General features: G+C 55.2%; 17 protein-coding genes and 1 tRNA gene. 7 read left to right on the top strand and 11 right to left on the bottom strand.

Annotated elements, in window-relative coordinates; genetic code table 11:
* Positions 1 to 22: 22 nt before the first annotated feature.
* The 5 genes from WCK51_02315 to WCK51_02295 all read right to left on the bottom strand — a co-directional run bounded on the left by WCK51_02315 (position 23) and on the right by WCK51_02295 (position 5,780).
* Complete coding sequence (locus WCK51_02315; protein MEI7575698.1) at positions 23 to 1,279, bottom strand: cation:proton antiporter; 1,257 nt, start codon at positions 1,277 to 1,279, stop codon at positions 23 to 25.
* A gap of 91 nt (positions 1,280 to 1,370) precedes the next feature.
* Positions 1,371 to 1,499: a hypothetical protein gene (locus WCK51_02310; protein MEI7575697.1), complete on the bottom strand. Its 129-nt coding sequence runs from the start codon at positions 1,497 to 1,499 to the stop codon at positions 1,371 to 1,373.
* 142 nt (positions 1,500 to 1,641) lie between these two features.
* The gene (locus tag WCK51_02305) at positions 1,642 to 3,111 is read right to left on the bottom strand and encodes a DUF1501 domain-containing protein (GenBank protein MEI7575696.1); all 1,470 of its coding nucleotides are present in this window, start codon (positions 3,109 to 3,111) and stop codon (positions 1,642 to 1,644) included.
* The gene (locus WCK51_02300) at positions 3,108 to 5,477 is read right to left on the bottom strand and encodes a PSD1 and planctomycete cytochrome C domain-containing protein (protein MEI7575695.1); all 2,370 of its coding nucleotides are present in this window, start codon (positions 5,475 to 5,477) and stop codon (positions 3,108 to 3,110) included. The genes WCK51_02305 and WCK51_02300 overlap by 4 nt, the downstream gene beginning before the upstream one ends.
* A gap of 229 nt (positions 5,478 to 5,706) precedes the next feature.
* Positions 5,707 to 5,780, bottom strand: a tRNA-Gln gene (locus WCK51_02295).
* A gap of 27 nt (positions 5,781 to 5,807) precedes the next feature.
* On the opposite strand from WCK51_02295, the gene WCK51_02290 reads away from it, so the two are divergent.
* The 4 genes from WCK51_02290 to WCK51_02275 are packed head-to-tail and all read left to right on the top strand — an operon-like array spanning position 5,808 to position 11,617.
* Positions 5,808 to 6,362 (top strand): AAA family ATPase, encoded by a 555-nt coding sequence (locus WCK51_02290; protein ID MEI7575694.1) that lies wholly within the window; start codon positions 5,808 to 5,810, stop codon positions 6,360 to 6,362.
* A 9-nt stretch (positions 6,363 to 6,371) separates the two neighbouring features.
* Positions 6,372 to 8,888, top strand: a complete 2,517-nt coding sequence (locus WCK51_02285; protein MEI7575693.1) for a prolyl oligopeptidase family serine peptidase — start codon at positions 6,372 to 6,374, stop codon at positions 8,886 to 8,888.
* Positions 8,885 to 10,531 carry a gamma-glutamyltransferase gene (gene ggt / locus WCK51_02280; protein MEI7575692.1) on the top strand — a complete coding sequence of 549 codons (1,647 nt, stop codon included), beginning with the start codon at positions 8,885 to 8,887 and terminating at the stop codon, positions 10,529 to 10,531. The genes WCK51_02285 and ggt overlap by 4 nt, the downstream gene beginning before the upstream one ends.
* 6 nt (positions 10,532 to 10,537) lie before the next feature.
* The gene (locus WCK51_02275) at positions 10,538 to 11,617 is read left to right on the top strand and encodes a Xaa-Pro peptidase family protein (protein ID MEI7575691.1); all 1,080 of its coding nucleotides are present in this window, start codon (positions 10,538 to 10,540) and stop codon (positions 11,615 to 11,617) included.
* Between the two features lie 59 nt (positions 11,618 to 11,676).
* On the opposite strand, the gene WCK51_02270 is transcribed toward WCK51_02275, so the two are convergent.
* From WCK51_02270 to WCK51_02260, 3 genes are all read right to left on the bottom strand, one after another.
* Complete coding sequence (locus WCK51_02270) at positions 11,677 to 12,393, bottom strand: PEP-CTERM sorting domain-containing protein (GenBank protein ID MEI7575690.1); 717 nt, start codon at positions 12,391 to 12,393, stop codon at positions 11,677 to 11,679.
* Between the two features lie 104 nt (positions 12,394 to 12,497).
* A complete protein-coding gene (rnc, locus tag WCK51_02265) occupies positions 12,498 to 13,187 on the bottom strand; it encodes a ribonuclease III (GenBank protein ID MEI7575689.1) in 690 nt (229 codons plus the stop codon).
* Positions 13,184 to 14,365, bottom strand: a complete 1,182-nt coding sequence (locus tag WCK51_02260; protein ID MEI7575688.1) for a pyridoxal phosphate-dependent aminotransferase — start codon at positions 14,363 to 14,365, stop codon at positions 13,184 to 13,186. Before WCK51_02260 ends, rnc begins: the two co-directional genes overlap by 4 nt.
* Before the next feature lie 29 nt (positions 14,366 to 14,394).
* Between WCK51_02260 and WCK51_02255 the strand changes: the two genes are divergently transcribed.
* Genes WCK51_02255 through WCK51_02245 form a run of 3 tightly spaced genes read left to right on the top strand, consistent with a single transcriptional unit; the run spans position 14,395 to position 16,349 of the window.
* A complete protein-coding gene (locus WCK51_02255; GenBank protein ID MEI7575687.1) occupies positions 14,395 to 15,387 on the top strand; it encodes an iron ABC transporter permease in 993 nt (330 codons plus the stop codon).
* A 21-nt stretch (positions 15,388 to 15,408) separates the two neighbouring features.
* Entirely contained in the window at positions 15,409 to 15,870 is a 462-nt protein-coding gene (gene ribH / locus WCK51_02250; protein ID MEI7575686.1) for a 6,7-dimethyl-8-ribityllumazine synthase, read from the top strand.
* A gap of 26 nt (positions 15,871 to 15,896) precedes the next feature.
* Positions 15,897 to 16,349, top strand: coding sequence for a DUF1801 domain-containing protein (locus WCK51_02245; GenBank protein ID MEI7575685.1), 453 nt, complete (start codon positions 15,897 to 15,899; stop codon positions 16,347 to 16,349).
* Here the strand turns inward: WCK51_02245 and WCK51_02240 are convergent.
* The 3 genes from WCK51_02240 to WCK51_02230 are packed head-to-tail and all read right to left on the bottom strand — an operon-like array spanning position 16,346 to position 19,478.
* On the bottom strand, positions 16,346 to 17,527 hold the full coding sequence (locus WCK51_02240) for a glycosyltransferase family 4 protein (GenBank protein ID MEI7575684.1): 1,182 nt from the start codon (positions 17,525 to 17,527) through the stop codon (positions 16,346 to 16,348). The two genes, WCK51_02245 and WCK51_02240, sit on opposite strands and share 4 nt — an antisense overlap.
* 53 nt (positions 17,528 to 17,580) lie before the next feature.
* A complete protein-coding gene (locus tag WCK51_02235) occupies positions 17,581 to 18,483 on the bottom strand; it encodes an aldo/keto reductase (GenBank protein ID MEI7575683.1) in 903 nt (300 codons plus the stop codon).
* Positions 18,480 to 19,478: a Gfo/Idh/MocA family oxidoreductase gene (locus tag WCK51_02230; GenBank protein ID MEI7575682.1), complete on the bottom strand. Its 999-nt coding sequence runs from the start codon at positions 19,476 to 19,478 to the stop codon at positions 18,480 to 18,482. Before WCK51_02230 ends, WCK51_02235 begins: the two co-directional genes overlap by 4 nt.
* Positions 19,479 to 19,521 lie beyond the last annotated feature (43 nt).

Below are 19,521 nucleotides of genomic sequence, written 5' to 3'. Positions count from 1 at the left end.
TATACACCGAGTGACCGATAAATCACTCTAGAATCAGCTTCGGTTTGATGAGCTTGAAGAGCGGCGCCGCCATTAGGGTGGTGACGATCGCCATGACAACCATGATCGAAAAGAGCTGTTGGGTAATCACTCCGTTCTGAAGGCCAATGTTGAGGATGATCAGCTCCATCAGACCACGGGAATTCATGAGGATCCCGATTCCGAGAGCGTTCATGTGCCTTTCTCCGCTCAAACGTGCCGCCAGGTAGCACCCACCCAGTTTCCCAGCGATTGCGGCTATCAGAACGATCAACGCGATAATCCACATTTCGGCTCCCTGGATGGACGATAGCTTCGTATTGAGCCCGGAGTAGACGAAGAAGAACGGCAGGAAGAGGCCAACTGTTAGCGGTTCTATCTTTGCCTGCAGTCCCTTCGTGAGTTCGCCTTTGGGCATTGCCGCTCCCAGCGTAAACGCACCGAAGACAGCATAGACACCAATGGCATCTGTGAACCAAGCCGCCGCGAATAGAAGCAGAGTGATGAATGTGAACAGGGTTTGATCGAGAGTTTTGCCAGCCAGAAACTTGGCTAATTGCACCTTTCCAACTGTCAGCATCAGAGTAACAAACAGGATTCCGCCACCAATTGCGAACAAAGCAATTTTTGGATCGCCCTTACTCTGAGCCAAAACAACTGCGAGAATCGACCAGGCCGCCGCATCATCCGTCGCGCCGCTCCCAAGGGCAAGGGTGCCAAGTCGGGTTCCTGTGAATCCGGCCTCATAGATGATCCTCGCGAGCATCGGAAACGCGGTGATACACATCGCGGCTCCGAGATACAAAGCCCGGGCCGAATCTGTAATGTTTGCTCCGAACAAGCCTTGATGGCTGGACATCAACGTGTAGTAGGCCAACACCCCAAACACGAACGGAAACAGGATTCCTGCACCTGAAATCGAGAGAGCCGCCTTTGTCTTGCCCTTGACCAGTCCAAGGTCGAACTCGGTGCCGACCAAGAACATGTAAAGCACCAGCCCAGTTTGAGCCACAACGTACAGGATCAGCATCGAAGGATGCTTCCCGCTTCCTGCCTCATTCTTGATCGGGAACAGTGCCGACTGCCCATCGGGCGCGAGTAATCCGAACAGCGATGGGCCAAGCATGACCCCCGCCACCATCTCCATCGTGACTTGAGCCTGACCCAAGAATCTGACTCCTAGATACCCAATGACTTTGCATGCTCCCAGCACGGCAAGCACTTGGAGCATGAAGCGAAGCATAAGGTCGAGGTCAGTCATAAGGACGCTTCATTCTACGCGAACGAAAAGAAGGAGTGTCTGCCGGACAGGGATTCGATCCTTGACGTGCTAAAACAAAATAGCTGACCTTCTATTTGAATCCTGAGAGGCTCATGCTCTTCACCGACGTGCGCATGCTTCCGTAATGGGCCGCCTTGAGAGATGAGCTTGAGGAAGACGTGCTGGAAATGCCCGAAAGGTCCTGGACGAGCTTTGGCATGGTTTTCCGCTAAGAAGCCCAGGTTCGAGCATTTCACGTGACTCTTTGTTCCACGCGCCCAAATCTGGGAGGTATTTCGGTCAGACGGCTAAGTTCCATCTCGACGGCGGGTTCATTCCAATTAGATCGTTGATATTCGCCACTATGCGATGATGTTTTTGACGACCTCGCCGCTGACATCGGTTAGTCGGAAGTCGCGGCCTTGGTGCCGGAAGGTGAGGCGTTTGTGATCGATGCCCAGTTGATGGAGTAGGGTGGCTTGGAGGTCATTGACGCTGACCGGGTCCTTGGTGATGCCGTAGCAGAACTCGTCGGTTTCGCCGTGAACGGTGCCGCCTCGGAAGCCGCCTCCGGCGGCCCAGATGCTGTAGCAGGATCCGAAATGATCACGTCCGTGACCATCAGGCTTAGTAATATCGCCCTGAACGAAGACAGTACGACCAAACTCGCTGATCCAAACGACGATGGTGTCCTCCAGCATTCCGCGCTGTTTGAGGTCCTTGATGAGGGCGGCGGACGGTTGATCAGTGTCTCGACATTGAAGCGCGAGTTGGGTGTCGAGATTGGAGTGTTGGTCCCAGCCACTGTGCATGAGCTGGACAAACCGGACGCCGCGTTCGACCAGGCGCCGGGCGAGGAGGCAGTTGTAGGCGTAACTTCCCTTTCGCTGGACGTCGGGACCGTACATCTCCAGAGTGTCGGCTGATTCCTTGGATAGATCAGTTAGATCGGGGACGCTGGTTTGCATCTTAAACGCCATCTCGTACTGGGCGATACGGGATTCGATCTCGGGATCCCCGTAGACTTTGTGACGCTGGCGGTCGAGATCTGCGATGTCATCGAGGACGCCCCGCCGGAGAGCGGGCGACATGCCGGGAGGATTGCTTAGATACAGAACGGGATCACCTTCGGCGCGGAAGCGCACGCCCTGGTAGAGGGACGGCAGAAATCCGCTACCCCAATAGTAGTCATAGAACAGTTGGCCGCAGGTTTTCTTCTCGTCGTTAGAGGTCATGACGACGAATGCGGGAAGCTCATCGGTGGTGGATCCAAGACCGTATGCGGCCCAAGCTCCCATACTGGGCCGACCTGGGATTTGGCTGCCAGTTAGAAAAAGGGTGACTCCCGGGGCGTGGTTCACGACTTCGGTGTGCATCGAGCGCACGAGGCATATGTCATCGGCTACGCTGCCTAAGTGTGGGAGCAGGGTGGACATGGCGGTGCCACTTTGACCGTAGTTTTTGAAAGGCTGAATCGCGGGCAGAATGGGATATTTGGCCTGGCCGCTGGTCATCGTGGAGAGGCGCGATCGGGAGCGAACGGAGTCGGGAAGCTCCTGCATTCGCAATGCTTCCAGATTGGGCTTGGGATCGAAAAGATCCACCTGAGAGGGGGCGCCACCTTGCCAGAGGACGATCACTCGCTTGGCTCGCGCGGGAAAATGCGGTAGACCGGGAAGCCCTTTGAGACCCCTTTTTTGCGGGGCGAGAGTTGAGGCAAATCCGTCCTGGGCGAGCAGGCCCATGAGGGCGAGGGAACCAGCGCCCTGGGCGGCGGCGCCGAGCAATTGACGGCGAGAGATTCGTAGGTCGCGCTCAAAAAATAGGTTCATTCGCGGGTCATGGCCTCGTCCAGGTTGTAGATAGCCAGGCAAACGCTGGCATAGGCCGCGACTTCGACGGGGTTAAGTTTCGGGTCCACCGGAAGGTCTCCGACGGCAAGAAATGGGGCAACTTCGGCAGGATTTGACTCGAAGTATTGCTGTGACCGAGCCAGGCTCCGCTCCAGTACGCTTAGCTCGGCGGCGTTGGGTCTTCGGGTGCAAACTCGGCGAAACGCTTCACTGAGCCGACTGCGGGCGGGAAGTTTAAGGACCTGCTGGGCTAATCCGCGGCCAGCTTCGACCCAAGTGATGTCGTTCAGCATCGTGAGGGCATGGAGGGGGGACGAGGTAACGCTATTTCGCACAGTGCAGACCTGCCGGGACGAGGCATCGAACATGTTGCCGGGGGCAGCGGTACGGCGCCAGAAGGTGTAGATGCTTCGACGATAATTATCAGCTCCCTTGGACTGCGGGTACTTGAAGTCTCGCTCTAGAGTGATGGCTAGGCCGTCCCAAATCTCCTTCGGCTGGTAAGGATAGACGGGTTTTCCGCCCATGGCCGGATTGAGCAGCCCGCTGGATTTCAGGGCAATATCCCTTAGGATCGGCGACGGAAGGCGGAATCTCGCACCACGAGCAAGGAGTCGGTTCTCGGGATCGCGTCGAATCAACTCAGGCGTCACCCTTGAGCTTTGGCGATATGCGCTGCTGGTGACGATGAGGCGCTGTAGGCGCTTGACGTCCCAGCCTCGCTCGCGAAACTCGACGGCAAGCCAATCGAGAAGTTCGGGATGGGTAGGCGGTTCACCTTTGACGCCGAAGTTCTCTTCGGTTCGTACCAAACCCCGGCCAAAGAAGAGTTGCCAGGTTCGATTGACAAAGAATCTTGCTGTCAACGGGTTCTCGGAAGAAACGATCCATCGGGCAAGCGCCATTCGATTTTTGGCCGGGACTGTGGCGCGAGCAATCTTCTCGGGCAGGCCCGGTTCGACTTCCTCTCCGTGTTCCAGATAGTTACCGCGATTGAAGATATAGGTTTTTCGGGGTTGGGCGTCGGACATGACCATCACTCGGGGCATTTCCGCTCGATGTTTTTCTACAATCTCAGAGGCGGCGGCAATTAGTTTCTTATCGGGTGGATTGGCAGTTTTGAGTTTTGCAAGCTCGTTTTCAGCCGCAGCTAGCCGAGTTATCTGATCTTTTGTACCACCGTATACGGTTGGATCGGCGATCCGGTACTGTCCACCCCCGCTAGGCACCCCGGTTTCGGGCACTTGATTGAAGTGCGCCATCATGCGGTAGTAGTCTCGCTGGGAGATGGGGTCGTACTTGTGGTCGTGACACCGCGCGCAGGCCATCGTGAGACCCAACCAAGCGGTCGAAGTGGTATCTACACGGTCAAAAAGGTTGACCGACCGTTGCTCTTCAGGAATCGCGCCGCCTTCACCGTTGAGCATGTGGTTTCGGTTAAATCCGGTGGCGACGATTTGGTCCACGGTGGCGTTTGGAAGCAAATCTCCGGCGAGTTGTTCGATGGTGAACTCGTCGAAGGGCATGTTTTGGTTGATGGCTCTCACCACCCAATCTCTCCAACCGTACTGTTGATTGTCGCCCTCTTGCTGGAAGCCGTTGCTATCGGCATAGCGGGCAAGATCTAGCCAGGGGAGCGCCATTCTTTCGCCGTAGTGTTTGCTGGCGAGCAGTCGGTCTACCACTCTTTCGTAGGCGCCGGGGCTTCGGTCGGCCATGAAGTCATCCACTTCAAAAGGAGTTGGAGGCAGGCCGATGAGGTCAAGCGTGACCCGGCGGATCAGGGTGGCCCGATCGGCCTCGAGAGACGGTTTCAGCCCGTTTTTCGTTAGCGTGGACAGAACAAAGGAGTCGATGGGGTTCCGCACCCATGTGGATTGCTTGATAGCCGGAATCGGGGGGCGAACCGGCACGACATAGGCCCAATGGGTCCGTCGGGCAGTTGCCGATGATGATTTTGCTCCCTGATCAATCCAACTTCGAAGGGTTGCGATATCGGCGTTGGCCAGGGCGTTAAATCCGATGGGCATTCTCGGTAAGCCATCCTGGCCCAATATTCGTCTTATCAACCGACTCTTCCCCGAGTTGCGGGTCACAATCGCGGGGCCGGATACCCCACCCTTCATGAGGCCGGCAAGTTGGTCAAACGCGAGGCCAGCGGCGGGCTCTTTGCTGTAGTGGCAAGGTGAGCAATGGGCTCTTAGAATCGGGTCTACGTCCGAGGCGAAATCAAGCGTCGAAGGATAATTGGCGCTGGCGATGCCGTACGTCAGAACGCCGACAGACGCAATGAACCCTGCTCGGCGAACCAACTTTTTTTGCGAACCGACTTTGCCTCGCATCATCCAACTCCGATGCTACCGTAACCAGCACTACCGCAAAAATCTCCTTCGGCAAAGATTCTGCATGATGAGCGCATCAACCCAGTGTTTTTAGCGCTGGACCAAGGATCGAGTTCGTACCGTGCCTTGTTTTTTGATACGGATGGCCGTCTGTTAGCAAACGTAAGCGTGAGTTTAAGGGGAGTAGAACAAGAAACCCCGACCCAAAAGTCGGGGGTCGGTTTCAAAAAAGTGGCTGCCGGACAAGGATTCGAACCTTGACGTGCTGCACCAAAAACAGCTGTCCTGCCATTAGACGATCCGGCAAATCGTGCCAACAGTATACTTCGGTCGATGCCTGCCTTGCCAAAAGGGCGAATCTTCTTCATCTCCGGTGCGCCCGGAGTTGGGAAATCGACTACGGCAAAGGCACTCGCCGAAAGATATGAGAAGGCGTTTCGGATTGACCTTGACTACTTCCGCCAATACGTGGTCTCAGGACTGCGCCAACCAACCCAAGGGTACGACGAGGAGTGCCATCGCCAGTTCTGCTTGGCACATATCGCAGCTGGCCAGTGCGCACGCACTTACTCGGATGCCGGTTTTGCAGTCGTGATCGAGCACTGCTCGTTCCCAGACAGCATTGAACTTTTTGTTCGAGAAGCTGGAGCCACGACAGTGGTTTGCCTTACCTGCGCACTCGAGGTCAACTTAGAACGAAACCTGCTTCGCACCGAAAAGAGTTTCGATCCAAAAGATATCGAGCACTTTGTACACGACTTGAACGGCGCAATCTGGCCCCAGTTTGCCCAGCGCGGTTGGACGGTTATTGAAAATGGAAACCAAAAACTTGCCGTCACAGTGGACGGGATCCTAGAAATCGAGAAAACTGTCACTGTAATTGATTAAGCTAGCGCAATGCACTTTTTTGCGGCAGTTCTGGCACTGCAATTCGATGCGGGAGCAAAAGCTCCTCAGGCTCCAACTCCAATCAACGCGGAATCATATTTGAGACCCCCGGCTGAGATTGCCGAGTATTTCGACCAGCCCCGACAGCTCAACGTTAACCTCTCGAACTTGAATGCGACACGAACCTGGTTCGCACGGGTTCAGGCGGATCGGGCCGTCAACCTCGCCGATATCTCGACCAAATACGAGAACCTGGCGGGAATCATGATCGATCCAGTAGCAAATCGAGCCCGTCCGATGTCCTTTCGCACATCGACGTCAATTGTCCTGACAAGTGCCGCCGATTTTTCTACGCGCACGATTCAGGCGCCGAAAGGGAAGTGGCTCAGCGGAGGGACTTGGTCCCCGAACGGCAAGTTTCTCCTTTATATGGTTCATGGCGAGGAAGCTTCGACGGTTTGGGTTCATGACGCAGAGAAGAACTCAACCCGGGAGTTGACCAAACAGCCGATCCTCGCCACCCGAGTCTCGCCTGAATGGGTTTCGGACTCCTCCGGAGTTGTTGGAGTTTTTGTTCCGACGAATCGAGGGGACGAACCCGTTGCAACCGCACTGCCGAGCCAGCCAAAAGTTCAGGTCACCGACACTGGAAAAAATCGCCTTCGCCAGTTCCGAACCCTTCTGCAGAATGAGAACGATCAGCGGCGGTTCGAATACTACATGACCGGGCAACTAGCCAAGGTGAACCTGGATGGCAAAATGGCTCCGGTCGGCAAGCCAGCAATGATCGCCTCGGTGGATCCTGCCCCTAAAGGCAATCTCTTCCGAGTAACGACGGTGCAGAAGCCGTTCTCATACATCGTGCCTGCGTCCAACTTCGGTCGGAAGGAAGAAATTTGGGATTCTACAGGCAAAGCACTCATAACGCTGGAAGAGACGCCACTTCGCCCCGGTGAACCAGCCCCTGATCCATTGGTCACAACTCCTCCGGTGACGCCACTCGCCGCCCGAAGGCAGGTCGACTGGATGCCGGACGGCTCCGGTTTGTACTTTGTACGTACAAAAGCCAAACCTTCCTCGGTCCCAGCTCAACCGATTCTCTCTCCGGAAGACGACGAACAAGGTCGAGGACAGCGACCAGGTGTTGCGCCAACCGCACCCCGCGAGCCAGAAGAATTGGTGAAGTGGGTCGCCCCGTTTGCGAAGGACGGTGAGACTGTTCTCGCAACCCGAGAGCAGGGATTTAGCGGTCTACTCTGGAACGCAACGGGAACTGCGATCTTCCTGAGCGAAACCAAGGATGGTGAGACAAAATTTAAGCGATTTGAACTCAACAAAGAGATGACCGAGACCGTTCTCTGGTCATACAAGGGGGCGGAACAGAATCCCGGAACTCCAGTTCTTACGGCTAATGCTAACGGAGTCAGCGTACTGGATGATACGGCACCCAAAATCCTGCTCAGAGGAACGAACACCACGACGGATGAGGAGAAGAATCCAACTCGTCCGTTCCTGAATAGCTTCGATACCCAGTCGAAGAAAGTCGATTTACTTTGGAAGTGCGAAGAGAAGACTTACCAGACGATTGATGGCATTTTGAACGCCGAAGGAACCCGCCTTCTGGTGGATCACCAAACGGCAACGGAGCCGAGCAACAGCTTCGTTTTCGAAGGGGGCAAGCGCACTAAACAGGTCACACAGAACAAAGACTACGCACCAGACCTTACCGAAGCCAAGCGTTATCGGTTCCAGGTAACCCGCGCAGATGGATTCAAGTTCTGGGTCAAGGTGACGGCTCCCAAGTGGCATGCCGAAGGTGATCGTCTGCCCGCCTTTTTCTGGTTCTATCCAAACGAAGTAGATAATCAAGCCGCCTACGACCGAGGGATAAGAAATCCCAATCCGAACATGTTCCCGGCCCAAGGTGGCAGCCCGAAATCACTTTTGATCCGGCGCGGCTGGGCACTCGTCGAACCAGATTGTCCGATCGTAGGACCAAAAACTCGAGTGAACGACTTCTATGTCGATCATCTCCGCCAAAACATGTCGGCGACGATTGACGCTTTGGACGCGAGAGGAATCGCCGACCGCACCAAGCTCGCGCTTGGCGGACACAGTTACGGCGGGTTTAGCACTGCGAACGCAATGGTCCACACTCCATTCTTCAAAGCGGGAATTGCGGGAGCCGGGAACTACAACCGAACGCTGACACCAATCGCCTTCCAGGGCGAGCAACGCACGCTTTTCGAGGCGCGAAGTACGTACCTCGACATGTCTCCGATTCTTTATGCCGAGAACCTGAGCGGGGCACTACTCATGTACGCAGGAATGGATGACCAGAACGTGGGAACCGACCCGATCAACTCGGCACGGATGTTCAATGTGCTCGAGAGCATCGGCAAACCGGCCGCGCTCTACATGTATCCCTACGAAGACCACGGGCAGATCGCCCGCGAGACTCTGATGGATCAGTGGGCGCGCTGGATCGCTTGGCTAGATAAGTACGTATTGGGCAAAGACAAATGATCGCCGCCGCGCTGGCCGTTCAGATCGGAGCGACGAACCGATACAGCCATGCGGCGGTGGTGAGCGATCACCACTTGGCCTCAGAAATTGGGGCAGCCGTTTTGAAAGAAGGCGGAAACGCGGTAGACGCCGCAGTTGCGACAGGATTCGCTCTCGCCGTCTGCTTCCCAGCAGCGGGCAACATTGGCGGTGGAGGGTTCATGATTTACCGCCGAGCAAACGGTGAATCGTATGCCCTGGACTATCGCGAGATCGCGCCAAAGGCGGCGTTTCGGGAGATGTATCTCGATGCCAAGGGGAACCCGACAAGTGAGAGTTACCTTGGCTATCGAGCGGCCGGAGTTCCTGGGACCGTTGCCGGTTTCTGGGAAGCTCATAAGAAGTTTGGCAAGCTGGAGTGGCGGCGCCTCGTCCAGCCTGCGGTGGAGATGGCAGCGAAAGGATTCTCGCTGAGTGCAGTCCAGGCGGGTGACTTTTCAAACTTTGGGAGACTGAACAAACAGTTCCCGGCAACTTATCGAAACTTTGCTGCTGACGGAACCGGGTTTGAACCGGGACAAAACTTTGTCCAGTCTGATTTAGCTAAGACGCTTGAACGAATTCGTGATCTGGGCCGCGACGGCTTCTATAAGGGCAAAACTGCCGACGAAATTGAATCGGAGATGCGGACCAACCGGGGGCTCATCACCAAGGAAGATCTTGCAAGCTACAAACCGGAATGGAGAGAACCGCTCGTTGGCAACTGGAACGGTGCCGAAGTCACCACAATGCCCCCACCAAGCTCAGGAGGCGTCATTGTCTTGATGATGCTGGGGATGTTGAAAGACGATGACCTTAAGAAGTCAGGACTCAACTCCGGCGGGACGATTCATCTGATGGCGGAGTCCATGAAGCGCTGCTTCGCAGATCGAGCCGAATACATGGCAGATCCTGGTTTCGCAACAGTCCCGATCACTTCTCTTCTTGATCCGGCTTACTTGTCCCGACGCCGAGCGGAAATTGGAAGTCGGGCAACGCCGAGCGAGTCAATCAAACCAGGGCTAGAGCCAGAAAAGGAGAGTGAGCACACCACGCATTTCAGCATCGTTGACGCCGAAGGCAATGCGGTGAGCCAGACCTACACGATCAACGATTCCTACGGCAGCAAGGTGACCTCCCCGAAGCTCGGGTTCATTTGGAACAACGAGATGGACGACTTCACCGCCAAGCCGGGGAGCCCGAACCGGTACAAGATCTTGCAGGGCGAAATCAATTCGATTCAAGCGGGCAAACGGCCGCTATCGAGCATGACTCCAACCATTGTCAGCAAGGGCGGCAAACTATGGATGGTGCTCGGTTCGCCCGGCGGACCTACGATCATCAACACTGTCTTCGAGACGATTTTGAACGTTGGTGTTCATGGGTTGACCGCCCAGCGCGCCGTCAATGCGCCGCGTTTTCACCACCAGTGGTTCCCGGACCAGATACGGGTAGAACCTGGCATTGGCCCAGATACTCTCGGCTTGCTGCGCGGGATGGGACATCAAATCGATACTTCACAGTCAAGCCAGGGTAGTTGCCATTTGATCCTGCTCGACTCTAACCAAAACCGAACGATCGGGTGTGATCCAAGGATTTCCACATCGGGCTATGCGGGATACTAAAACAAAATGACGAGAATCGAACGCCTTGTTGAACTGGTGAATGATCATGCTCTGGATGGATTTCTAGCCCAAACGGCGCCAACGCTAGGTTATCTGGCTGATTTCCCCGAAGACGCCCATGAGCGATTTATGGTGCTTGCCGTGCACAAGTCTGGCGAGCAGTGCCTCATCTGCCCAGCTCTGAGTTCGATCCAAGCGCGTCGAGCGGGTATTTCAAACATTCGGGACTGGCGAGATGGCGAAGATCCGATTGCGTTGTTTACCGAGTTGATCGAGGAGTGGCACGGCGAGGCAGGAGTGTTTCTGGTGGACGACCACATGCCAGCCAAGATGCTGCTCGAGATGCAGGAAGCATTCATCGGAATTCGCTTTGTCGCCGGAGGTGCGTACCTCGGCCAAATCACCGGGCGCAAGAGCGCGGATGAGCTAGCGAAGATGAAAGCTGCGGGCGATCTCGCCGATCAGGTGTTCCTCAAAGTCAAGACTTCGCTGCGCGAGGGAATGACGGAGATTGAACTGGAAAAGATCATTCGAGACGAGTTTTCTCGGCTTGGAGGAAATCCGACGTTTTGCATCGTCGGCTTCGGCTCGGGTTCTGCGGAGAGCCACCATGTTAACGGCGATACTCGACTAGAGCGGGACATGCCTGTTCTGACCGACTTTGGCTGCGAATTCCAGGGCTACCAGAGCGACATCACCCGAACAATGGTGTTTGGCTCAGCCACGACAAAGCAAAAAGAGGTCTACGAGACCGTCTACCGAGCCCACGAAGCGGCCCGGCAAGTAGCAACAATCGGAGCGATCCCCAGCGAAGTCGATGGCGCGGCCCGGAAAGTGATCGCTGACGCGGGATACGGCGAATTCTTTACTCACAGAACCGGACACGGGATCGGTACCCAAGTTCACGAACACCCGAACATCTCGCCGGACAATCATGTGGCGCTTGTCGAGGGTAACTGTTTCAGCATAGAACCCGGAATTTATTTGCCCGGTGAGTTTGGAGTGCGGCTGGAGAACTTGTACTATTCTGCTCAGACTGCTATCAGCTTTAATGCGGAAATCTCGCCTGTGCTAGAGGAGATATAAAAGGAATAACCCCACCAACAAACCAAGCTAGTGGGGTTTATCTCGTGAAGGTTTGCGGCTTACTTCTTTCGTCGTCGCAGCAGTGCAGCTGCTCCAAGACCGAGAGCAACCATCGAGGCTGGCTCCGGCACGACCTGCGTGGTTGTCCCAGTTTGGACGAAGGAAGCTGCCGCGCCAAGACCGGCCAACGCTCCGAAGACGTTTCCTCGGCTGTTTGTACTTGGAACAGTGTTCGTGGTGATCGGGATCGTTGGAATCGTAACCGTTGGAATATTTGCCACCACGACCGTTGGATCCACCGGTGCCGCTGCAGCAACAGCACCCATTTCGACAGGCATCTCAACAGCGCCTGCAGCAACGTCCTCAACACCTGGATCGTTTGTAGCATAGGCTCGCACTGGACCGCCAACGAACGGATTTCCGCACTTGACTCGGAGAATCGGATTTCCTTCTGCGTCAACGAAGGCTGGGGTGCCTTTCTTAAAGAATGAGACGTGGGACTTCAGAACGCCGTTTTCTGGGGCGGAGTAAATCGTGTAGTAAGAAGACTTTTGGATCGTTCCCAGTCGAAGACCGCTGACGAACTCGATGACTTCATCTCGTCCCATTGAGAAGTGCCGCATGAATCGATCTGCGACCTGTCGATCCGACTTGATCTGGGAGATCAGTTCGGGAATCGTATTTGCTGGTTTGTTAATGAATGCGTTCAGCTCTGGCCGGGCGAGTGCGCTTGCACTCATTCCGACGACTGCCATTCCTACTAAAATTCCCTTCATGTTGTTTACCTTCTTCACGATTGTTGTTTATGAGGGGCAATATGAGTGCCAAGGGGTGCACTTCCATTCTCCTCCAGTCCAATATCAAGCAATAAAGCGAGGGTTCAAAGCTTTACGTTACGTCGAATAACTTCTATGGCTTCCGCGGCGGCTGCCTGCTCTGCCTCTTTTTTCGATCGTCCCGAGCCTTCTCCGATGACCTCTCCATCAAATAATACTACAACCCGATATCGACGGTCATGCGCATAACCACTTTCGCCTAAAACCTGGTAAGAAGGGGTCTTTCGCCAGATGGACTGTGCCATTTCCTGGAGTTTAGACTTAAAATCATCCGGACTAACATCGCCAGTGCTGATCCTCAAAAGATATGGATTTAGCTGCTCGAGGATGAACCAACGGGCGACTTCGAGGCCCGACTCGAGATAAATCGCACCAAAAATTGCTTCAACGACGTCGGCTAGCACCGAGGCTCTGTTCCTACCTCCAGTTTGTTCCTCGCTCGCACTGAGGACAAGGTAAGGCTCTAGCCCAAGTTTCTTTGCGACTTCCGCTAGAGGTGCTTCTTGCACAACACTACTCTTCGCCTTAGACATCAATCCTTGATCCCATTGAGGGAAGTGCTCGTATAAATACTGTGCGACTACTAAGCCTAGTACGGAGTCACCGAAGAACTCCAGTCGCTCGTACGAACCAGCAACGTCGTTTGGCGATGCTGAGCGATGGGTCATCGCCAGCCTGAAGACAGCCTCATTCTTTAAGGGAATTCCCTTAGGAATTCCGGTCGGTGGTGTCATGCGCGAGCGGCGAAGAACTCTGCGATTCGCCCAACCCCCTTTTCGATGTTGGCTCGGCTCGTGGCGTAACTCAGACGGATGTGGCCTTGCCCTTCAAAGACGGAGCCAGGGACGACGGCCACCAGTGCCTTTTCGAGAAGTTCTCCCGCAAGATCCAAGTCAGTCTCGCCCGGCTTGAGCAAAGCAGAAACATCCGGGAACGCATAGAAGGCGCCCTTGGGAGGATCGATCTTCACGCCGGGAATTGCGGTGAGCAGGCCGACGATCAGATCGCGGCGCACCTCGAACTCTGCTCGCATTGCCTCAACCGACTCTGCGGGCAACCCGAATGCCTTCACTGCTCCGCGTTGGGCGAATGATGTGGGATTGCTGGTCACCTGGTCTTGGAAATTGCTCATCGCCTTGGCTACTTGTTGAGGGGCGGCGGCGAACCCAATTCGCCATCCAGTCATGGCGTAACTCTTCGAGCATCCGCCAATCGTGATCGTCTGATCCTGCACGTCTTTTCCGAGGGCAGCGATGGACTCAAATTCGTAGCCATAGATCAGCCGCTCATAAATTTCGTCGGCGATGATCCAGAAACCATTTCGAAGGGCCAGTGCTCCGATTTCCTTCAAGGTGTGACGAGGAAGAAGCGCACCAGACGGGTTCGACGGACTGTTGAGGACTATTGCGCGAGTTTTCGGCGTGATCGCATCTCGAAGCTGGTCGTATGTCGGAACAAACCCCTCCTCAGCGGAGCATTTGATGACGACCGGAGTGCCACCTGCGAGCACGACTTGGTCTGCGTAGGTCATCCAATAGGGTGCCAGCAAAATGACTTCATCGCCAGGATCTAATAAAACCTGCATCGCGTTGTAGAGCGAGTGCTTCGCTCCGCAGCTCACGATAATCTGGTCGGGAGAGTAGTTCAGCTTGTTTTCGCGGACGAGTTTGGCGCAAATTGCTTCCTTCAGCTCCTTGATTCCCGCGCTCGGGGTGTACTTCGTGAACCCTTCATTAAGAGCCAAGACGGCTTCATCGATTATTGGCTGCGGAGTGTTGAAGTCCGGTTCACCAGCCCCAAACGAGACGACATCAATCCCGTCGGCTCGCATCGCGTTGGCTTTTCCGGTAATCGCCAACGTGGGCGAGGGCTTTAAAAGTTGAGCGCGATGGGAGAGATTGAGCGTGTTCACCGTACTGAGAGTATAGACTTTATCACGATATGCCCAAGCCAACTCTGCGCATCATCTGGCTTGGGTGCCTGCTTCTGCTTCTTGGTTTCCTGCTTCATGTGGGAATCGGGAGCACGCTATGGTACAACCCGCTGGCCATCCTTGGAGAAGTTCTTCGGGGACCTGTCGGCGACAACTACACGAACAACGTGATTTGGAACTTGCGGCTTCCTCGGGCCTGCTACTGCCTGTTCGTCGGAGCATCGCTGGGAGTCTGCGGGGCCGCTTTGCAGACTCTCTTCCGAAATCCACTCGCGGAACCGTACGTTGTTGGCGCCTCGAGCGGGGCCGCTATCGGCGGCGCACTGACCCTCGGTCTTGGATTCTCAGAGGGGTTGCTGATTATCATCAAACCGGTTGCAGGCTTCGGGACTGGCTTACTGACTCTATTGCTTGTCACTCGACTTTCCCGACGCAACGGAGTCATTGAGACACCATCGTTGCTGCTTGCTGGAGTTGTTGTTTCAACCATGCTCAGCTCGCTACTTTCCCTCATCGTGCTAGAGAGTGGAAAGGATCAAGCCGTCTTGTTACGGTGGCTAATGGGCAGCATGTCCACGGCGTTCTGGTGGCCGGTTCTGCTCCTTGCCGGTTCCTTCGTGATAGGTTTCTTACTCCTGTTCCGGGCGTCTCGAAAACTCAACGCGTTGGCAGTTGGCGAGGATACAGCGGCTTCGGTTGGAGTAGACGTCCAGAAGTTACGGAATCAGGTCCTCGTTGTTGTGACGGCCATGGTTGCGATCACAGTTGGCCCGGTCGGCATTATTGGTTTCGTTGGATTAGTCGCCCCTCACATTGCCCGTTCCCTGGTTGGGGTCGACCTCCGAAAGACCCTCCCTCTATCCGCGATAGCTGGCTCGCTGTTGCTTCTGGCATCGGATGCTATCGCTCAGAGAGGCCCCCAAGGTACCGAGCTTCCGGTCGGCATAGTGACTTCCATCCTCGGTGCTCCAAGCCTCCTTATCCTGATGCGTCGACGCTAACCAGCCATAATGAAGGTGAGCATGAAGCAGATTCGCGGCAAGATGAACGGTAAAGGCAAGTCAGTGGCGATTGTCGTCAGTCGCTGGAACGAGCTTGTCACCAAGGAACTTCTGGCCGGAGCGGTTGAAGAACTAGAAAGCCACGGCGTGGCAAACATCACGGTCGTCCACGTTCCGGGCACCTGGGAGATTCCAGTCGTTGTTAAAAAGCTGCTGAAAAGTAAGGCGGCCCCGGATGGTATCGTCGCGCTCGGTTGTATTCTTCAAGGCCAGACCCCACACGCCAAACTCCTCGGCGGAGATGTTGGAGGAGCGTTGATGTCTCTCCAAGTCGAATTCTGCAAACCGGTCGCGTGGGGCATCCTCACCCCGGACACTCAGGACCAGGCCCTGGATCGAGCTGGGCTCAAGTTCGGCAATAAAGGCCGCGAAGCGGCACTTGCCGTCGTTGAAGTCGTCGATGCACTTTCGCAGATTGACTGATCGTCGCCGGGAGCGTAGGATAACTTATGCACCCTGAGCCGCCAGACTATCTAGAGTTTCTTAAGCCGTACCCTTCGAAAACCGTTGAGCTTGCCCGCGGGCTTCGTCAATCAATTCTCAGCATTCTTCCTCCGTGCGTCGAAATCATCTGGGACGCCACAAACACCGTTGGCCCCTCCTACGGGTTCTCAGACAAGAATAGAGATCACTTTATCCATCTCCCTACTTACACGAGCTACGTGAACATTGGCTTCACTAACGGGGTTTCGTTGGATGATCCCGAGGGCCGGCTAGTCGGCTCTGGCGCCAAAATTCGGCACATCAAACTGAACCGAATTGAAGACCTGGATGATCCCTACATCCGAAACCTGATTGATCAAGCAGTGTTGACCGCCGCTCGGCCAAACGTTGCGACCGAGCCGTGCGTGATCATCCGCCAGATGGAAGGGCCTAAGCGACGCCCGAAGCCTGCAGCCTAAGCCGCAGCCCGAAGACGACGCTCGATCTTTCCTTGCTCGAGTTCCTGAAGCGCATCAGTCATCGGCGAGAAGCACGACTCGGGAGTGAACAACGGTGCTCGGCGCGCCATTTCGTCGGCTGAAGTCTTCAGTAGCGACCGGTCATCGACCACTCGTTGGAGTTGGGTCGAGAGTTGTTCGACATTGTCCACTCCAAAGTACAACGGGTAGTCCCGGCCCAGTGCCTCGACATTCGGCGGCAAGTCTGTCACCATGAGCGGAGTCCGAGTGCCCATGCACTCAAGAATCGCCAAGGAAAAACCTTCCATTGCTGTAGGATTTACGACCAGGTCAGTCTGGTCATATTCGGCAAGTACTGCATCGGCTCCATAAACATAATCTCCTGTGAACTCCACTGATCCGCGAAGACCTAGTTCTCCGACAAGCCGCCGAGCGGCAGCGAGTTCATCGCCTTGACCGACCGCTTTCAGCCGAACCCTCGATGGATCGGGGAGTCGCCCAATCGCCTCGATCAGCTTCAAAATGCGCTTCCCGGAGTCCATTCGAGCCATAAAGAGAAGCTTGAGCGGCTGACTTGCGTCAAGTTGCTGAGGCTGTCGCTGATAGTCTCGAAACGCCAACGGAATCGGGTTGTAAACAATCCGCACTCTCGAATCATCAACAAAGGGCTTGAATGCCGAGGCCAAGTAGTTGCTCAGCGGGAAAGACATGTCGCTCATCCGAGCAACCTTTTCTTCCCACTTCATCGAGGCTTCTTTGATTTTTGGCGGAAGACCCGGGTGTAAAAACGCCGTTCCCTGGATCGAGTGCGCGACCCAGATATCGTGCTTGGCGATAACCCGGTCCATCTTCATCGCCGGGAAGCTATCGTTGATCTCCAAAAGATCGACACCCTTTTCTGTCGCTATACGATCAACCGCTTTTGCCATGTAATGCGGCAGGAGCGGATGGAGGTACTGCTTCTCCCACAGCTTCCCGAGCTTGAAGTCTTTTGGCCTTGTTGGATAAACGTTTACGCCTTTATGCACGAACGGCTGATCCCATTCGGGATATCCACGGCAAACGAGGGAGACTTCATGTCCGTGTTCCATCAAGAACTGGGCTCGGGTAAGGCATGAAGATATCACTCCGCCAAACATCTGCGGGTTGCCCGATTCGACGAGCTGAACAATATGCACGAAGGGCGAGTTCCATAGGAATTCGCCCTTCTCGTTCGTCGTTTTTGCGGGTTTTAGTTGCCGTGCTCCAAATACCGCATTTCTTCTGGCGTAAGCGCAATGTCCGGAACTTGACTGTTCTGCTCCACATCGCTCGGTTTACGCAACCCACAGAGTGCGAACGTTGGAAACGGCTGGTTGAGGACCCAAGCCAGTGCGATCTGAGTCGCGCTAAAGCCCTTTTTTGCTCCCAACTCGGTTGCCCGCGCCCGTCGCGCCTGGCTCTCGGCACAGTCGTAAGCAGCGAGCACCTCTGCGTCTGTAGTCTCTGCGAAGTAACCGCGAGCGGCGGATGACCAAGCGAACAGCGGTAGCTGATTCGCCTCGTGCCACTTACGCCCAGCTTCGTCGATTGTGACGCAGCCGTCCCAGAGCGGCTTCACATTATGTGCTAGCGTCAGGTTAGGATTATTGCAAGAGAAGCCTTGTTGCCCTGAATCAGACGCGTACTTGTTGGCCGCCTCAACGCGAGCCGGTTGCCAGTTGGAACCGCCGTAAGCGGTGATTAGCCCAGCCTTGATAATCCGGTTCATCCAATCAACGACTTCTTCAATTGGCACCGAAGGGTCGTCTCGGTGGAAAACGTACAGATCCGTGTGATCAACCCCCAATCGCTCGTGGTTTTCGAAAATGTCGTTCTTGGTGAAGAGTTCACTGAACCTTGGTGAGCCGTAAGGATGGTTACCCTTATTCAGGAACACCAACTTGTGCGCATTGCGACGAGCCTTGAGCCACGCTCCGAAGATGTTGCTGTTCGCTCCGTAGCAATGGGCAGTATCGAAGCAGTTGCCGCCTGCTTCTACAAAGGCATCAAGAGCCTTAAACGAGTCGTACGGCGCTGTGCTCATCAACCAGTCGGTTCCGCAAACGATACGCGAGATATCTTTGTCTAAGTGGGCAATTCGTGCGTATTTCATGCTTTCAGCTCCGCTCCAAAAACGACTCCTCCAGAGGCTCGGAGTTTGTCAAGAGTTCTCATTTGCTGCATCGTGTCCTCGATCGTCACGTGAGGGCATTCGCCGGCTTCAAGATACTGCGCAACGGCATCCGCTTCTGCGGCATAAAGCTCAGCATTTGTGATTCCCAGGTCGAGTTCTTCGGCCACGGTGTCCCAACCCTCATAGCGACGAATCTTCTTCCCCGTCCCGTTCTTCCAAGGGTCATCAACCACAATTCGCCCTTTGGTTCCCATGATCACCGCATCGTTTCGGCAGATGATTCCGACACCCGTCTGGAAAACCGCCGAGCGGTTTTCGGAGAACTTGAGCATTCCGCTACCGATCCAATCCACGCCCTTTGCACTTGGTTGCGAAACGTACCATGCTTCACTCGGCTCTTCGCCAAACGCCAGCCTGGCAAGCGAAACGCAGTACGAGCCGACATCCATCAGCCCACCGCCACCAAGAGCCGGGTCGTTCCGGAAGTTCGTCCACTCTTCGCCCGCTTGGAATGCGAACGAGGCGTTCACCAGCTTTACTTCACCAATCAAACCGCTTTCGATCCACTCACGAATCTTTGCCGTCTGGACTGTACAGCGATACATAAATGCCTCCATGAAGAAGACGCCGGCTTCCTTCACCGCAGCCAATGCTCGCTCGGCTTCCAGGGCATTCAGCGTAACTGGCTTCTCGCACAGAATCGCTTTTCCGGCTTTTGCCGCCGCGATCGTATCGTTCATGTGTGTATGGTGCGGAGTTGCGATGTAGACCGCATCGACATTCGGATCGTTGAGCACTTCCTCGTACGAACCGTAGGCGGTTCCCCCGTGCTTTTCGCAAAACTCCTCGGCCCGGCTCAGAGTTCTCGAACCCGCCGCTACAAGCTTTCCTGTCTTTGAGACGGCTAGTCCTTCCGCAAACTGCCGAGCAATGTTTCCCAGCCCAATAATTCCCCAACGCACTTGTTCAGCCATAGTGATTCGCCCCAAAGCATACTGGTTCCCACACAGAAACAGG

The sequence above is a fragment of the Armatimonadota bacterium genome, from assembly GCA_037138755.1.
Lineage (GTDB): Bacteria > Armatimonadota > Fimbriimonadia > Fimbriimonadales > Fimbriimonadaceae > Fimbriimonas.
The sequence above is the reverse complement of the archived record's forward strand: the minus strand, read 5'-3'. Positions and strand labels throughout refer to the sequence as shown.

Coding starts and splice junctions, on each gene's coding strand:
- WCK51_02310 (MEI7575697.1), bottom strand. CDS start 1,499: ATGCCAAAGCTCGTCCAGGACCTTTCGGGCATTTCCAGCACGTCTTCC.
- WCK51_02230 (MEI7575682.1), bottom strand. CDS start 19,478: ATGGCTGAACAAGTGCGTTGGGGAATTATTGGGCTGGGAAACATTGCT.
- WCK51_02270 (MEI7575690.1), bottom strand. CDS start 12,393: ATGAAGGGAATTTTAGTAGGAATGGCAGTCGTCGGAATGAGTGCAAGC.
- WCK51_02245 (MEI7575685.1), top strand. CDS start 15,897: ATGCACCCTGAGCCGCCAGACTATCTAGAGTTTCTTAAGCCGTACCCT.
- WCK51_02285 (MEI7575693.1), top strand. CDS start 6,372: ATGCACTTTTTTGCGGCAGTTCTGGCACTGCAATTCGATGCGGGAGCA.
- WCK51_02290 (MEI7575694.1), top strand. CDS start 5,808: ATGCCTGCCTTGCCAAAAGGGCGAATCTTCTTCATCTCCGGTGCGCCC.
- WCK51_02255 (MEI7575687.1), top strand. CDS start 14,395: ATGCCCAAGCCAACTCTGCGCATCATCTGGCTTGGGTGCCTGCTTCTG.
- WCK51_02305 (MEI7575696.1), bottom strand. CDS start 3,111: ATGAACCTATTTTTTGAGCGCGACCTACGAATCTCTCGCCGTCAATTG.
- WCK51_02315 (MEI7575698.1), bottom strand. CDS start 1,279: ATGACTGACCTCGACCTTATGCTTCGCTTCATGCTCCAAGTGCTTGCC.
- ggt (MEI7575692.1), top strand. CDS start 8,885: ATGATCGCCGCCGCGCTGGCCGTTCAGATCGGAGCGACGAACCGATAC.
- ribH (MEI7575686.1), top strand. CDS start 15,409: ATGAAGCAGATTCGCGGCAAGATGAACGGTAAAGGCAAGTCAGTGGCG.
- WCK51_02235 (MEI7575683.1), bottom strand. CDS start 18,483: ATGAAATACGCACGAATTGCCCACTTAGACAAAGATATCTCGCGTATC.
- WCK51_02300 (MEI7575695.1), bottom strand. CDS start 5,477: ATGATGCGAGGCAAAGTCGGTTCGCAAAAAAAGTTGGTTCGCCGAGCA.
- rnc (MEI7575689.1), bottom strand. CDS start 13,187: ATGACACCACCGACCGGAATTCCTAAGGGAATTCCCTTAAAGAATGAG.
- WCK51_02275 (MEI7575691.1), top strand. CDS start 10,538: ATGACGAGAATCGAACGCCTTGTTGAACTGGTGAATGATCATGCTCTG.